17 protein-coding genes and 1 other annotated feature are annotated in these 14,291 nt (G+C 39.7%); of the genes, 4 read left to right on the forward strand and 13 right to left on the reverse strand.

What is annotated here, in order from left to right; translation table 11 throughout:
* The first annotated feature begins 100 nt into the window (after positions 1 to 100).
* Positions 101 to 619 carry a dihydrofolate reductase family protein gene (locus N780_RS06860; protein ID WP_036781789.1) on the forward strand — a complete coding sequence of 173 codons (519 nt, stop codon included), beginning with the start codon at positions 101 to 103 and terminating at the stop codon, positions 617 to 619.
* A 110-nt stretch (positions 620 to 729) separates the two neighbouring features.
* Here N780_RS06860 and N780_RS06865 read toward each other — a convergent pair whose 3' ends face one another.
* From N780_RS06865 to N780_RS06875, 3 genes are all read right to left on the reverse strand, one after another.
* Positions 730 to 1,296: a TetR/AcrR family transcriptional regulator gene (locus tag N780_RS06865; protein ID WP_036781791.1), complete on the reverse strand. Its 567-nt coding sequence runs from the start codon at positions 1,294 to 1,296 to the stop codon at positions 730 to 732.
* Positions 1,293 to 2,015 carry an MBL fold metallo-hydrolase gene (locus N780_RS06870; RefSeq protein ID WP_036781792.1) on the reverse strand — a complete coding sequence of 241 codons (723 nt, stop codon included), beginning with the start codon at positions 2,013 to 2,015 and terminating at the stop codon, positions 1,293 to 1,295. Before N780_RS06870 ends, N780_RS06865 begins: the two co-directional genes overlap by 4 nt.
* A gap of 124 nt (positions 2,016 to 2,139) precedes the next feature.
* Positions 2,140 to 3,375 carry an APC family permease gene (locus N780_RS06875; protein ID WP_052114934.1) on the reverse strand — a complete coding sequence of 412 codons (1,236 nt, stop codon included), beginning with the start codon at positions 3,373 to 3,375 and terminating at the stop codon, positions 2,140 to 2,142.
* Positions 3,376 to 3,481: 106 nt separating this feature from the next.
* On the opposite strand from N780_RS06875, the gene N780_RS06880 reads away from it, so the two are divergent.
* Positions 3,482 to 4,381 (forward strand): LysR family transcriptional regulator, encoded by a 900-nt coding sequence (locus tag N780_RS06880; protein WP_036781793.1) that lies wholly within the window; start codon positions 3,482 to 3,484, stop codon positions 4,379 to 4,381.
* A gap of 27 nt (positions 4,382 to 4,408) precedes the next feature.
* Here the strand turns inward: N780_RS06880 and N780_RS06885 are convergent, their stop codons facing one another.
* Positions 4,409 to 4,969, reverse strand: coding sequence for a group-specific protein (locus N780_RS06885; protein WP_198135842.1), 561 nt, complete (start codon positions 4,967 to 4,969; stop codon positions 4,409 to 4,411).
* A gap of 276 nt (positions 4,970 to 5,245) precedes the next feature.
* Between N780_RS06885 and N780_RS06890 the strand changes: the two genes are divergently transcribed.
* Complete coding sequence (locus N780_RS06890; protein ID WP_036781795.1) at positions 5,246 to 5,524, forward strand: hypothetical protein; 279 nt, start codon at positions 5,246 to 5,248, stop codon at positions 5,522 to 5,524.
* Between the two features lie 62 nt (positions 5,525 to 5,586).
* Here N780_RS06890 and N780_RS06895 read toward each other — a convergent pair whose 3' ends face one another.
* From N780_RS06895 to N780_RS06925, 7 genes are all read right to left on the reverse strand, one after another.
* Positions 5,587 to 6,810, reverse strand: a complete 1,224-nt coding sequence (locus N780_RS06895; protein ID WP_052114935.1) for an MFS transporter — start codon at positions 6,808 to 6,810, stop codon at positions 5,587 to 5,589.
* Between the two features lie 169 nt (positions 6,811 to 6,979).
* Complete coding sequence (locus N780_RS06900) at positions 6,980 to 7,729, reverse strand: phosphotransferase family protein (protein ID WP_036781799.1); 750 nt, start codon at positions 7,727 to 7,729, stop codon at positions 6,980 to 6,982.
* An 82-nt stretch (positions 7,730 to 7,811) separates the two neighbouring features.
* Positions 7,812 to 8,702 (reverse strand): GNAT family N-acetyltransferase, encoded by an 891-nt coding sequence (locus N780_RS06905; RefSeq protein WP_036781801.1) that lies wholly within the window; start codon positions 8,700 to 8,702, stop codon positions 7,812 to 7,814.
* Between the two features lie 161 nt (positions 8,703 to 8,863).
* A complete protein-coding gene (locus N780_RS06910) occupies positions 8,864 to 9,385 on the reverse strand; it encodes a GNAT family N-acetyltransferase (RefSeq protein ID WP_036781803.1) in 522 nt (173 codons plus the stop codon).
* On the reverse strand, positions 9,379 to 9,771 hold the full coding sequence (locus N780_RS06915) for a nucleoside 2-deoxyribosyltransferase (RefSeq protein WP_036781805.1): 393 nt from the start codon (positions 9,769 to 9,771) through the stop codon (positions 9,379 to 9,381). Before N780_RS06915 ends, N780_RS06910 begins: the two co-directional genes overlap by 7 nt.
* Positions 9,772 to 9,798: 27 nt before the next feature.
* Positions 9,799 to 10,680, reverse strand: a complete 882-nt coding sequence (locus tag N780_RS06920) for a GNAT family N-acetyltransferase (RefSeq protein WP_036781807.1) — start codon at positions 10,678 to 10,680, stop codon at positions 9,799 to 9,801.
* Positions 10,677 to 11,240 (reverse strand): GNAT family N-acetyltransferase, encoded by a 564-nt coding sequence (locus N780_RS06925; protein WP_036781810.1) that lies wholly within the window; start codon positions 11,238 to 11,240, stop codon positions 10,677 to 10,679. The genes N780_RS06920 and N780_RS06925 overlap by 4 nt, the downstream gene beginning before the upstream one ends.
* Positions 11,241 to 11,361: 121 nt before the next feature.
* Between N780_RS06925 and N780_RS06930 the strand changes: the two genes are divergently transcribed.
* Positions 11,362 to 11,769: a hypothetical protein gene (locus tag N780_RS06930; protein WP_036781812.1), complete on the forward strand. Its 408-nt coding sequence runs from the start codon at positions 11,362 to 11,364 to the stop codon at positions 11,767 to 11,769.
* A 91-nt stretch (positions 11,770 to 11,860) separates the two neighbouring features.
* On the opposite strand, the gene argS is transcribed toward N780_RS06930, so the two are convergent.
* Complete coding sequence (gene argS / locus N780_RS06935) at positions 11,861 to 13,558, reverse strand: arginine--tRNA ligase (protein WP_036781814.1); 1,698 nt, start codon at positions 13,556 to 13,558, stop codon at positions 11,861 to 11,863.
* 51 nt (positions 13,559 to 13,609) lie between these two features.
* Positions 13,610 to 13,828: a binding site (T-box leader), on the reverse strand.
* A 53-nt stretch (positions 13,829 to 13,881) separates the two neighbouring features.
* On the reverse strand, positions 13,882 to 14,235 hold the full coding sequence (locus tag N780_RS06940) for a hypothetical protein (protein ID WP_036781816.1): 354 nt from the start codon (positions 14,233 to 14,235) through the stop codon (positions 13,882 to 13,884).
* Positions 14,236 to 14,291 lie beyond the last annotated feature (56 nt).

Here is a 14,291-nt window from a genome sequence, read left to right on the forward strand (position 1 = left end):
TTGCCACTCCTTTTCTAAATAGGACAAAACCTGTCACCATTGCTTGCTATAGTATGTCTTGTAAAAGAGTAGACTTTACATGAGAAAGGATGAAAAATCAATGTCACGAAACGTCATATTATACATTGCTACAAGTCTAGACGGCTACATTGCTGATCAAAATGGGGGTGTGGATTGGTTGCATCAGTTTGAAGGGTATCATGATTTTGGATATCACGAATTTATGGAAACGATTGATACGACATTAATGGGAAGAAGAACATATGAACATGTTTTACAACTTGCAGATGAATTCCCATATAGAGACAAGACCAATTATGTCTTCTCCACCACACAAACCGGATCGAATGAGCATGTCCAATTTACGAAAGAAGCTCCTGAAGCGTTCATAGAAAGCTTAAAGAAACAAAGGGGTAAGGATATCTGGATTGTTGGAGGCGCTTCTCTCTTAAAGGATTTTATAGCTCTTGATCTGATTGATGAATTCAAGATCTTTACGATGCCGGTCCTCCTTGGAGATGGGATTCCTCTCTTTGAAAGACCATTAGAGGAAAAGAAACTTTCATTGAAAGAAGTGAAACAATACGGGGATGTTATAGAATCAACCTATATCAAGTAAACCTTTAGCGCAGTGTAAGAACACTTACACTGCGCTTTATAGATATCCTCTTTGAAACCCATCCTTAGTGATAATGTTGAATAGTCAGAGTAAGTAACTCCCCCTCCACGCTACTTCTGCTGTAGTCCTTTTACATATGCCTCAATCAAGTAAATGCGGGAATCTTCAAGGTCAACACCAAGTTTAAACCCTTCTTTCTTGTTTAGATCTACTAACCCATGAAGCAGGCTTCTTAGCCCTCTGATTGCATGAATCCTGTCTTGCTCTGACAACTCAAAGGGCGCAACGTATTGCTTTAATAATTGCAAGAGAGGTTCTTCTCTGTTCTTGTGAGACTCACCTTTTATATCTGGTGCAATGATAGATGCTTCATAAATGCCAGGGTAACAGGTCGCAAATGTCACGTATTGTTTAGCCATCTCTTGGATTCGCTCTAATGGCTCAAGCTCAGCATTAACGGCTCCGCTCAAATTGTCGTAGAGCATCTTCTGAGCTCTTGATGCCATAGCTTGCTTAATTTTTAATAAATTTCGAAAGTGATTGTATAGGGACGGTGGTTTAATCGAGAACGACCTAGCAAGGTTAGCCATTGTCACCGCGCTTAGGCCTTCATTTTCCGCCAACTCTAATGCTCTGTCTACAATCATTTCTTGGTTCAAACCTGGTCTTACAGTCACATTTTATTCCCCTTCTCTAACGAGCATTTTGCATGATTAATCGCATTCTCCATAGAACTTTCCGGGTCTTTTAGTGAGTTTCCATGTCCTACTCCTAAGTAAGTTGGATGATAGGATAAGAGATGTTCTGCAGTACGAATCGCAACTTCCTTATCCCATGTCGCCATAGCAGGGAACGGAAATGTCCATTGAAGATCTCCTGCCACAGCTACTCCACCTCTTGTTTGTAAAGCATCACCAGCTATTAAGCTGTTTGTTCGCTTGTCTAAGTAAGCCATTTGCCCTGGGGTATGACCAGGTGCATCAATAGCCATTAACGATCCAATTTCCTCTCCTTCAGTCAGCAACCGATCAGGCCTTGTGTTTATATTCTTCGGTACTCCTCCTTTTATTGGGTTCGTCCCTTCTCCTTCTTCTAAAGATTGGTCTCCCTCCAGGATTTTTAATTCCCTTTTCGGCATGAGTACTTCAACGTTTGAAAGCTCAGCTACTAATCCATCAAGTGCGCCAATATGGTCGCTATGAACATGGGTTATTAAAATTTTCTCTATTGGTTTTCCTATATCTGCTGCTGCTTTTAAAATCGCTTTTTTGTTAGTAGAAAGCCCAGCATCAATAAGGACCAGATGGTCATCTTCCTCAACAAAATAACAATTCACTGGAAAAAGGTTTGGCATGTAAGTTAGTTGATAAATGTAATCGTCTTTCGTTACTCTCATCCAATCACTCCAAACTAATGGTATTAGTTTGATTATCAACTAACACCATTAGTTTTTCAACTAGTATAAGTTTAAAATCACCACAAAAACCAGCTCTTAAGAAGAACTGGTTTTTTAAATGCGTTTATTCATGAATCGCTTTCGCTTCAAGCGTACCTTCATCTTTACTCGTAGTCATAATCGTTCCAAGCGCTACTAAAAGAGCGAATCCTAAAACAAGTTTAGAAGAGAAAAGTAAAATGACAACAAGTACCACACTAATCACACCAGCTGTTACGCGTATCAGTCTTCCTTTAAAGTTTACAAATACGCTTGCTACCGCTATAAACGCATTCCCAATAAAGAAGACATCTGCTGTTTTTACTAATAGGTCTAGTGTCACCATTTCAAAATACACGAGCGTAAATACAATCATATGGATTACGCCTAATAACATAAGGGATCCAATCGGGACGCCTTTTCTATTACGAAATTTAATGAATGCCGGCAAGTTCTGCTGGCTTGCTACTAAACGGGAGACGCCTCCAGTTACTAATATGTATGTCGTCATACATAAACTTAGCGTTACAAGAGAAATAAGAGGTAGCGCAAACTTGCCAAATAAAGGAGCTAAGATGACCGAAAGATCCGTAACTGCACCTTTACCCGACCACTGTACCGCAGCTGCAACTGTAAGGCTAACGACTGTCACTATGCTAGCACTATATAGAACAGCTCGTTTGATCGTTTTATCCGGGTTTCTCACTTCTCCACTATAATTACCGACAATCTCCCAACCGACAAGCATCCAGAACAGTAATAGCAAACTTCCTCCAAAAGAAGATAAGTCAAAAGAGGTCGTTATAACCTGTTCAGGTGGATTAGTCCATAACGCTACCGCTCCTCCTGAGAATAAAATGACAACCGCAAAAGTCGAAAAGATAAAGGAGGCTCTCCCGATAAAGCTGACGTCATTCAAGAGGATAAGGACCCCAATTGCCATCAGAATTACACCTATGAATACTTCATTGAGAGTAAAACCACCCCACCTTTCCACATACTTGGCTGCTGTCATTAGGACGGCAATCGGTCCAATTGAGGCTGCTAACATAAAATAAATGGACGCAAGCTTTCGGTACTTCTCCCCAAATGCTTTATAAATTGAAATCGTTACTCCACCATCACCTGGATATTTTATAGAAATCTTCGCAAATAACATGGAAAATAAAAACGTCACCATCATTATACTGAACCAAGCAAAGATGGCGTAATCACCGCTCGTGTCATAAACGAGGGTTGGTAACAAGATAATCCCTGACCCTAATACAGGGCCTATCATTAAACCACTTAATAATAGTGGTCCAAGTTTCTTCTCATTCATTTACAATTCCTCCTCCTCTTATTAGTATAGAGTCAGAGGACTTATCAGTAAAATTGAAATAATAAATAGAAACGATCATAAATAATGATGACAAGGAGGAAGATGAATGGAGATTCGCCAATTACATTCATTTGTGAAAGTGGTTGAATACGAGAGCTTTTCTAAAGCAGCATCCTCACTCGATTATGCGCAGTCCACGATTACATCTCACATTAAACAGTTAGAGGAAGAACTAGGAGCTCCTTTATTCGACCGGTTAGGAAAGAAGATAAGACTAACAGAAGTAGGCGCACATTTCCTTCAGAAAGCAAGGCAAATGTTAGAGCTTTACGAAGAATCACGACATATAGCCATACCTTCCCAAAATCCAGAAGGCATTCTGACCATCGGAGCACCTGAGTCACTAGCTGTGTACCGGCTTCCCCAAATTATGCAAGCATTCAGACGATCTTACCCCAATGTTTACCTGACGTTGAAAGTTGGAGACTGCCCCGACTTGAATGAGTATATTCAAAATGGAGAGGTAGATGTTGCTATTTTGCTTGATATAGATCTAAATACATACGAGGATTTAGAAACCGAACTACTCTTTAAAGAACAAATGGTTATGGTTGAAGCTCCTGAAGATATACCCTTACAAGGGGAATCTAGTGAACCCACGGCTCTTTATACAGAAAAGGGATGCAGTTATCGAATATTATTTGATGATTATCTTCTCCATCATCAAATTACCCCTCACCACAGTATGGAATTTTGGAGCGTAGAAGCAATTAAGCAGTGTGTAAAATGTGGTCTTGGTATCGCGCTCTTACCTGCTATTACCGTTGAAGAAGAGATCGAACAAGGCAAACTCAAAGTCGAAGAATGGTCTAAACCAGGAGTTAATGTAATGAGTATACTTGCTACTCATAAGAGCAAATGGAAATCACCTGCTATGAAAGCATTTATGGAGACGGCGAGGGAATACTTTGAAGAAGTAAGTGACCTTGTTCATAGTAAAAAATGACCTCTAAATTCAGAGGTCATTGATCTCCTATTCAGGAGGCTTGTTCCACCTTATCACTTCAGCATTAGCGATATTCACTTCTCCTAAGCTCAAGATATGTGGTATGTAATGAAACATCCCAAATCGCGTCTCGCCCTTATGGTGTTGTTCCTCGAAGTATTCCGTCGTTGCAGGCGGAAGAGTCGTTAGCTCTTTATAATTGCTTGAGTTAATGATAAGGATTTGATCTTCTCCAATTTCCGACGCCGGTCCCTTGTAGCTTTCTTTCTCATACAGATAAATGACATTCTGATTATGCTCTAAGTTTGTAATCGGGATTTTATAAAACTGTAGTTTACTACTTATGTTTACACCTAAGTCCTTTAAAGTTTTATAGACGAAGTATGGTTGAATAGGTAGAAAATGAACAACATCATTCCACAGACAATCTAGCTTAGGGATTCTTTTTTCTAACAACTTAGGCCTGTCTTGATGATCGTAATACTTTTTCTTATAGAGGTTGAGCAGTCCTTCATCTTTTAAACGATTTAACGGTGTTAACCTCTCACCTTTCATGTTTTTAGGTACCATGTGATAAATATATGGAATAAAGCATCCCCCCTTTAGGATCATACTCCCTAAACATTAACAGAATATTGAGATAAATAAAGAATTACATTTAGTGGTAATGAATGATATAATAGTAATAGAAAAAAGGTAGCCTGTTGATATCAGGCTACCTTTTTTATTTATAAAAAAATAAAAAGAAAGACTTTTCACCATGTTCGGTGATGATTATGAATAACAATGATAACCTACCATTAAGATAATAATGCTACACTAAAGGAGACTCATAATACATTTAAAGAATAGGAGTTGTAAAATGTGAATGTTATTTTTATTTTGTTAATTGGATTCATCATGACCGTTTTATTATCGTTTCTCTTTTATAAGCTTAGCCGTAATAAGTCGCATTGGCTTATGAAGTACATACCCTCCATTACTGCAGCTTTAAGTATTGGTATAGTTTATATGAAAATGCTTTTCCTCTCTCAATCCTATGAGCCCATTACTGATATTGTTCTAATGATTATTCTCTCATTAGTGTTTGGTGTATCTCTATTATCAGCTATTCTTATAGATGTTGTGCGTAGAAAAGTTTAATGTTTGAGAAGTAGGATTAATAAATAATGAGGAAGCCAAAACTACTGACTCCCTCTTACCTCTTACATATGAATTTTGACCTCTTGCGTTTTGCAGTACTTCGGAAACACAAATCTATAGAACATTAAATAAACCGTGCCTATCCATAATAGAATTCCAGATAACATAAACACATACTGAACACCAACCCACTCTGTTAAAGCGCCAAACAGCAAGGTGGATACTCCGAATATGAGGGACAAAACGCCAGACTGAAGGGCATAGATCTTTGGAAGCTGTTCACCTGTAGCTTCCTTCTGCAAAAATGTATTCAGTCCCACACCTTTCACTTGGCCGAATATGCCATGGAAAAAAGCAAGTACTAACGCTACCCAGGCTACCTGATTAAAGCCAAACGAGAGCGTCATGACCACGACAACAAAAGAAGCCCCCAACATGTACGAGCGTAATTTGTGCTCTAAACGATTGTGGAATCTAGCACAAATAGATCCTCCTGCAATCATGCCAAGGAAGAAACATGTGTTAAGGTACCCCCACCAGGCCTCAGACCGGCCAAGCACCTCATCGACATAGACATAGATAATAGCTGCCACCCATACGACATTGGCAATAGCCTCCATAACCATTTCAATATGAATGACGCGAAACAGCTTAGAGCGCCATATTACCTTAAACCCTTCGGATAACTCTCCTATCATTCTCTTTTCTCCGTTATGTTTCTTAAAAGGCACCGGATCCAGTATTCCATTTAAGAGTACCGTTGAGGTTACAAAGAGAATGAAGGTTAACCAAAGTAAGTTTTGACCACCGATGAGGGAGGCAAGTACCCCGCCGATCGCCCATCCCCCTAGCTGAGTACTCTCTGTTACAATCGAGACGAAGCTATTCGCCTTCACTAGCTCCTCTTTTTTCACTATTCTAGGAAGCATTGCATCTGTTGCTGGTAACGCCCAGCCATCTAAGAGTGCAATGGTGAGAATAAATACGAACAAGAATAGAACGGGAACTTGTGCAAGGGTATTCCATGTGGCTAATACGGAGAGAACGATTGTTTTACTCACCTGAGACGCCACAAGCAAAGTCTTTAGAGAATACCGATTCATTAAGATCGGAGAGACCATACCGCTCATGAAGCGGCCAAACGTGTTCAAGAACGGAAGCATCGCTAAGACAAATGACGATTCCGTTGAAGCATACAAAAACGTAATGATCCCAACTATATATAGTACATCACCAAGATTGGCGAGCATCTGCCCGCTCCACAATAATCGAAAAGAGTTCTTCATCATACGCCCTCCTATTTATCGGTCGTTCTTTTTGATAAAAAGGAGTTTCTACATGCCGTTATGACCTACTTTCTTTCAGGTATTCCCATCAAACCTTCTCCGAGACAATCTATTTAATTCTTTGTTCATAAACTGTAAATGGTGGAGGGAATGATGAAAAACTCTTTTACTATACGGGACAATAGAGATTCACTATGTTAAGTAAGCGACTCACATCTTCAGACGCTACATGTTCACTTAAGCGAGCACCTGCAATAATGGGCGCCCATTGTAGGATATCTCCCTTCTTAAACCCACTCATTTCACAATAAATAGTCAGATACCGTTCAGCTAAATCTTTAGAATGCTGTAGGTAAAGCAAGTACGTGCGATACACATCAGCACGAGGGTCACCCGAACTAGCATCAACCCAGTCAATAATTGAGATACCAGACTCTGTTTGAATAAGGTTATACAAGTGAAAGTCACCGTGGCAAAGCTTTGGAGTATAGTTGGACTCTTTTAGTAAATCTAATAGCTTCTCTTTTTGGGCTGCTTCAAGCATGGATGTTGCCTTAATTTGATCTGCTAATTTCTCTGTCATCGACTCCAACCCGTTACAAGGTATGGAATGCACGTTGTATTGCACCTCAACAGACTGCTTCAGATAGCACTCAGCCTCATTCGGATTATCCATGAAGCGTACTCCAATGGATTCACCCTTTATGTACTCCATTACAATGGCAGGTTTACCTTCAATCGTCATTACGTTGACAATACGAGGCACAGGCAGTCCACAAGAAAGGGCAAACTCTTGTTTCTTAGCTTCTTTCTGAGCCTCTGTACTTGGTAGATGTTCTTTAAAAACTTTTATAATATGACCATCACTTATATAGATCTTGGCTGTGTTGCCTTCTGCAATGGGTTCCCCAAGATTCATGTGCTTCTCTCCTTGCATTTAAAAATTCATGAGGTTAGCGGAAATAAAAAGCTCCAAGACTACCTATATATTCGAGTCCGCTCTATGCTTGAGAAACAACAGGATGTTTCACCAGTTCAGGATAAGCACCGTTTCCTGTACTTTTAACATACAGGACGTCGTCCCCATTAAGCCTCTCACTTCTCATCGGCCACTCTGTCAACTCAGGTGTAAAATGAAAGATAATAGTTAAATCATTCCCGTTAGCTATTTTTGGGAGAATCTTCTCCAATTGAACTTGTTCCTTGCTGATTATATCGTAGAGGTGAAGCGTTCCTCCTTGTTGTTTGAAGATGACAATACAATCGTCTTCCTGGATATAGTAGATATCGTCAGGAAAGTCGTATAGACAATGAAACATTAAGATCCCATGAGCATTTATCGCGCCAAACTTTTCTGAAGCTGAGACTCTATCAGCAGCAAATTCATAGATACAAGATAGGTCTCTTAGATTCGTTCCATCTAGTTTCTTAAGCTTAGAATATAAGTATGGGTAGGGTGGAGAGTAAGACATCGAATACGTTTGTTCCTTTACCTCTTGAAATCCAAACTTCGGATAGAAATCGAGCACACTTTGATTAGCAAACAAATAAAAGAAATCGCAAGCATCTTCATATTCCTGTAAAACCTTTTTCATCAATCTGGATGAGAGGCCTTGATTTCGATAATCAGGATGTGTCATAACAGTGCCTACTTGCACAGCCATTCTCAGTTGCCCATCTATGACCAAATCTATAAGATTTACAGAAACGTTGGCGATTACCTGATCACCTTGCACAAAGGAATAAGGGATATAACGTTCGTTCCAAAACCCTTTTTGGTACCATTCTTCAAAGCTAATTCCAAAAGTGAGTATAGCTAGATCATTAAAGCTCTTTCTTTTTTTAGCGTCATCTTTATAATTACTAACCAATTGCAGATCTTCTACTTTCACTATATCTACCTCCGCAAAATCCTTCTGATACCACTTATGAATTTTTAATATTCTTAACGATTAACATACCGACCCCTACAACTATTACAATCATCAGCAATATAAGAATAAGACCGGGGATCCCGAAACTACTTAACAATTTATTCACTCCTTTAGAGACTTTACTTTAAACGTTCACCTTTCACTAGCTCATAATGAACAAAATTTTCCTTATTTCCACGGAAATAGAAAGCGACAGGATCAGTTTTTACATATATAAATCCATTTCTCTCCAACACTTTCTGAGAAGCTATATGACTTGAGGTAGTTTTAGCCGTTATTCGTTCTAACTCCGCTACATGTTTCTCCTTTAGAAGAGTTTCTACTGCCCGCTTTGCCAGACCTTTCCTTGTATAATCTTGACCAATACGGTAACCTAAATCTCCAGTACTGGCAGTAGTATCTAAAACAATATTTATCCTTCCAACTATTGTGCCGGCCTTTTCCATGATTAAGTAATAATAAGCTTCCTTTTCCTTCTGTTCCTTAAGTAAGGAATCAAGCTTTTTTAAGAAGACATTCCATTCATAGTACGACTCTCCACGTGAAGGGACCATGGTTTCAAAGAAAGAGCGATTGGCAACTTCAAAGTGAAATAATGCTTTAGCATGACTACGGGTCAGTTTTTCGATATAAATCAACATCCTCCCCTCCATTCCAAAGCCATATTAATAACTTTATCCAACGAATCAGAAGACTGTACTTCAGGTAGATGGGAGAAGGTACTCGTATTATTGAAGTCCTCCACATCTCTATGTGGTGCATATAAAATAACCTTTTTGTTTAAACCAATCCCCATCCCAAATTCAATATGTGTTCCTTTCCCACCAGGCAGAAGGACTACTATAAGATCCGCTTCTTTCACGCCATATTTCTCTTTTTGGCCGATTTCAACTAGCGCTTCCTTACTTGTAGCTCGATCATTTTGAGTCCAGTCATAAGTATGTACAAATCCTTCTAGATTCAATTTGTCCCTAACATAGCGTACCTGATCTCTGTTTTGAAACCCAGATGCGATAGTATACTTCATAAGAATCTCTCCCATAACTTCTCCATCTTATTTCTCTATCTCATAATGCTCCAGCTCACTAATCGCCTTAAAACCGACCCTTTTATATAAAGAAATCGCTGCTTCATTCTTCTTCGCCACACAGATCGATATATCTTGGATCGATTTATACGAAAAGAGGTGGTGCAGGGCAGCGGTAAGTAGTTGTTTACCCAAACCTTTCCTCCTATGTTGTGTTGCAACCCCGATATATTCAATAGAACCTTCCCCGTGTGCAGGGTTTGCTTCGATGTAAACGTAACCTTTCATCTCCCCTGAAGTATCCTTAGCAAAAAGAAGCTCCCTGTCTTGGTTGAGGCGGTTTATTATCGTATGGGCACTGAAATATGTGTCCGGAAATAAAGCATTGTGTAATGCGTTGAAAGCTTTAAAATCTGATGCAGTATAAGGAAAAATCATGGAAATGATATTTTCTTCAGGCTTCTGAGCTAAAGTTGCCTGAAGTACGATGTGACTTTGGCACTTCCTCGCTTCCTTTCTTGTTAAAAATGTCTGGGCAGGATCGTTGTCTTTATGAATAAGAAAAGAGAAGGTGTTAATAGAGGTAGGTAATGTTACAAGTAGTTCGTCCCATAATCTTTCAGCAAGATTATAGCCGGTACCTTCCATTATGAAAGGTCCCCAAACTTCCCCACTCTCATCACTCAGGTCAACATCTACTCCGATCGCACCAATAATTTGCCCATCCACATAACAGACCGAAAAAGAAGAAGATGGATCAAGATCAGAGAAATCTGACATTAACGTATCGTGAATTTCAACTTGTTCATCTCCTGCATAGCCGATATGGGTTGAAGGGTTTTGATTCAGCTTCGCAATAAACTGAGCTAACTCTTTTAAATCATGTGGCTGTTGAATGATTTCTTTCACTTCGCTCCCTCCCTATTTGTGCTGCTTGATAAATTCCTCTTCTTCATCCCCATTAAAATGGAATCGTGGTACGCACCATCGTAAAACAAAGCATCCCGAATCTCCCCTTCTTTAACGAATCCAAGCTTTTCATAAGAACGAATGGCACGACTATTATACGAAAACACATCTAAACCAACGCGATTCAGATTCAACTGTTTAAAGCCATACTCCACAAGTAAAGATAGGGCTTGCGTACCTAATCCTTTCCCCCATGTTTCCTTAGCAAATAAGGAAACTCTCACTACTGCTTTTCGATTCAAATGGTCAATATCTAACATCGCCATGTCCCCAATAGGCGTTCCATCCTCCCTCTGGCAAATGAGTAGGTCTATACGCTCTGAGTCTCCAGAGATCTTTTCAAACCACTGCTCTACACTAGATCTACTAAAGAAGGCTTGTGTCCCTGTCAATCTTCTAACTTCAGCATCCCAAAGTCCTTGTTGGTAGAATATATCCAAGTCTGCTTCTTCTATAGGTCTAAGGAATAGCCTTTCACTTTCTAAGAAACGAATAGTCATGTTACCCCTCCTAAGTTCACTACAAGTTTTCCCAAACTCCCAATGCACACAATCTCAAAAACTGTTAATATTGTAACATATTTGAATTATCTGATTTATGTAGATTCAGAAGGAAATGTTAATGAGCTATGTTATGGAACTTGGAGGTATTGACTTGAAAAAGAAACACATCCTACTCATTGCTGCTTCATTTACAGTACACATAGTTTTGATGGTCAGCATCCTCTTGATCATCATGAAGCCTGACAATACGGATTATGCCTTGTGGCTAAAGAATCACTATGATGTCCAATGCCTCGATGTAACCTGCGATTCATTTGAGGTGGAAGCAGAAAATGAGAACGGGAAAGACAAGCAAATCACCATGATTACGGCGAAAGAGAGTTATACTTCTGGTGTATTTACCATGAGAAAAGATGTAGCTTACCGCAATCTCGAAGACCCTACCTACCACTTGGATTTAAAAGTAAGAGGTTTTTTTAATGAGTTTTCAATTATTAATGAAGAAGTAAGCTTGCCCTCGAAATAAATTTTACAGAGATAAGGAAGAGACTATGCGCTTATTACATTATCTCTTCCTCACTCCGTATGGCTCTTCACTTCGTACACCTTAAATACGTTTACATTTCTTCTGGTACCTCTATCCCTAGCAGACTAAGCCCCTCCCAAATCACAATAGCTACAGTTTCTGTTAACGCTAGACGACCACCCAGGTAAGGCCCTTCTTCTAAGATACGTACATTCGCGTAATAACTATTAAACGCCTGACCAAGCTTCAATAGATACTTAGCCACTTTCGAAGGATCATAGTGTATTGCTGCCTGTTCAATGACTTCAGGGAAAGCCGCCACCTTTTGAACAACAGACCATGCGTACTCCCAGTCCTCCTCTTTGAAGGAATAATGGGTCGTGACTCCCTCCGCTTTTTTCAAAACCGACTTGGCACGAGCATACGTATACTGCAAGTACGGAGCCGTATTCCCTTCAAACTTCAGCATCTCCTCATAAGAGAACTCCACATCATTCATGCGATCATTTTTTAAGTCGTGGAAAATGACGGCCCCAACACCAACCTTCTGTGCCACCTCTTCTTTCTGATTCAGGTCAGGATTCTTTTCTTCAATATTCTCTTTCGCAAACTGGATTGATTTCTGGAGTGCTTCATCTAAGAAAACAACTTTCCCTTTACGAGTGGACATTTTCTTACCATCTTTAAGCATCATGCCAAAGGGAACGTGCATGATTTCATCTGCCCAATTGTAGCCCATTTTCTTCAATACAGCGCGAAGTTGCTTAAAGTGGAGACTTTGTTCGTTTCCAACAACATATAAAGAAGCAGCATGATTGTACGTTTCCTTTCTATAAATAGCTGCTGCTAGATCGCGGGTTGTATAAAGTGTCGTTCCGTCTGACTTCTGAATCAGGGCAGGTGGCATACCTTCATCGTCTAAACGTACAACAAGAGCTCCATCCGACTTCTCAAGTAATGATTTCTCTTTTAACATCGTTAAAATCTCTTCGGAGTGCATATGAAAAGAAGACTCTCCTTTGTATGAATCAAAAGAGACATTAAGAAGATCATAGATCGACCCGAAGGAATGAAGAGATTCTTCTCGAAACCATTCCCAGAGCTCCGTTGCCTCTTGATCCCCTTGTTCGAGTTTTACAAACCAGGAACGTCCTAACTCCTCAAGGGAAGGATCTTCTTTTGCTTCATCATGAAATTTCACGTATAGCTTGAGTAGTTCCTGAATGGGATTGGCACGCACTTTCCCCTCTACTCCCCACAACTTATAAGCAGCGATTAATTTACCAAATTGCGTCCCCCAATCGCCGAGGTAGTTTAAACAAGCTCCAGTATAGCCACACTTCTCTAGAATATTGCCTACTGCATTTCCAATTACAGTTGAACGAAGATGCCCCATTGAGAAAGGTTTTGCGATATTCGGACTGGATAAATCCATCGTGATCGTCTTGTCATTTCCAAATGTGTGACCACCATAAAGATTTCCCTTTGTCTGAACGGCTGCTAAGACCTCTTCTGTAAAGGATGCTTTGTTAAAGAAAAAATTCACATATGGCCCAACCGCTTCTATATGAGATACAACAGAAGGTGATGGTTGTATGTGTATGGATAGCTCTCCTGCAATGGAAGCTGGACTTTTCTTGAAGGCCTTTGCCAGTTCAAAGCATGGAAAAGCAAGGTCGCCCATCTTGCTGTGTTTCGGTACTTCCAGTAACAATTCAATCCTTTCGGGTGATAGTTGTTCATTTAATTCGTTTGCCAACAACGTCGCAATCTCATGTGTAACATTCATCCTCATACTCCCCTTTCTACATCAAAAAACCCGCCCCTCCTCCATTACAGGAGGAGAGACGGGTATCGTTTCCGCGGTGCCACTCTCATTACCTTTCAGAAAAAGAAAGGTCAGCTTATGTACTTGATAACGGCAAGTCCCGATAGCCCGTACTTTCTTTCAGAGCTATACCTCAAAAGTCCGGTTCATCGCTTTTTTACCACCGGGCTCCCACCATCCCCAGCTCTCTGCAGGCCTTCAAACGACTACTCTCTTTTTCACAGGTTAAATTTGTTTAATTGGAAATATTATATAATAGAAGGCTGAAACTGTAAACGAAAACCTTACTTATTCTTAATGTCTCTCAAACTAAAATAAAATAATTTTTTGGATTGGCTTTCTTTTAGATTATCTGTAAAGTCAATCCACATAGCATCCAAACCATGCAATCGATTTAAAATTGTAAGCTCTGCTTGTTTTAACAAAGCGTGTAGCTGTGCTTCTGTCATATGGTATTTCTTTGCGGCTTTCTTATAAATGGATTGTTGAGTTAATAAATCTAGAAAGCCTTGCTTATCTATTGCCTTTTCAGCTATTCGTTCCTCTTTAGCTGTAACATAGGTATACACATCTCTTTGTTTAGATGGTAGAGAACGAATGATTTGTCTGGTAAGAATCTTTTCTAAATAAGGATCCATACGAAGCACCTCATTTTTAACGCATGATTTTTTTCTTATCACATATTTTCTTTAAA

The organism is Pontibacillus chungwhensis BH030062, from assembly GCF_000770675.1.
GTDB lineage: Bacteria > Bacillota > Bacilli > Bacillales > BH030062 > Pontibacillus > Pontibacillus chungwhensis.

Coding starts and splice junctions, on each gene's coding strand:
- N780_RS06910 (WP_036781803.1), bottom strand. CDS start 9,385: ATGTTGATTTATATCGAAAAACTGACCCGTAGTCATGCTAAAGCATTA.
- N780_RS06860 (WP_036781789.1), top strand. CDS start 101: ATGTCACGAAACGTCATATTATACATTGCTACAAGTCTAGACGGCTAC.
- N780_RS06900 (WP_036781799.1), bottom strand. CDS start 7,729: ATGAATCTTGGGGAACCCATTGCAGAAGGCAACACAGCCAAGATCTAT.
- N780_RS06915 (WP_036781805.1), bottom strand. CDS start 9,771: ATGAAGTATACTATCGCATCTGGGTTTCAAAACAGAGATCAGGTACGC.
- N780_RS06940 (WP_036781816.1), bottom strand. CDS start 14,235: ATGGATCCTTATTTAGAAAAGATTCTTACCAGACAAATCATTCGTTCT.
- N780_RS06895 (WP_052114935.1), bottom strand. CDS start 6,810: ATGAAGAACTCTTTTCGATTATTGTGGAGCGGGCAGATGCTCGCCAAT.
- N780_RS06930 (WP_036781812.1), top strand. CDS start 11,362: ATGAGCTATGTTATGGAACTTGGAGGTATTGACTTGAAAAAGAAACAC.
- N780_RS06880 (WP_036781793.1), top strand. CDS start 3,482: ATGGAGATTCGCCAATTACATTCATTTGTGAAAGTGGTTGAATACGAG.
- N780_RS06875 (WP_052114934.1), bottom strand. CDS start 3,375: ATGAATGAGAAGAAACTTGGACCACTATTATTAAGTGGTTTAATGATA.
- N780_RS06870 (WP_036781792.1), bottom strand. CDS start 2,015: ATGAGAGTAACGAAAGACGATTACATTTATCAACTAACTTACATGCCA.
- argS (WP_036781814.1), bottom strand. CDS start 13,558: ATGAATGTTACACATGAGATTGCGACGTTGTTGGCAAACGAATTAAAT.
- N780_RS06925 (WP_036781810.1), bottom strand. CDS start 11,240: ATGACTATTCGTTTCTTAGAAAGTGAAAGGCTATTCCTTAGACCTATA.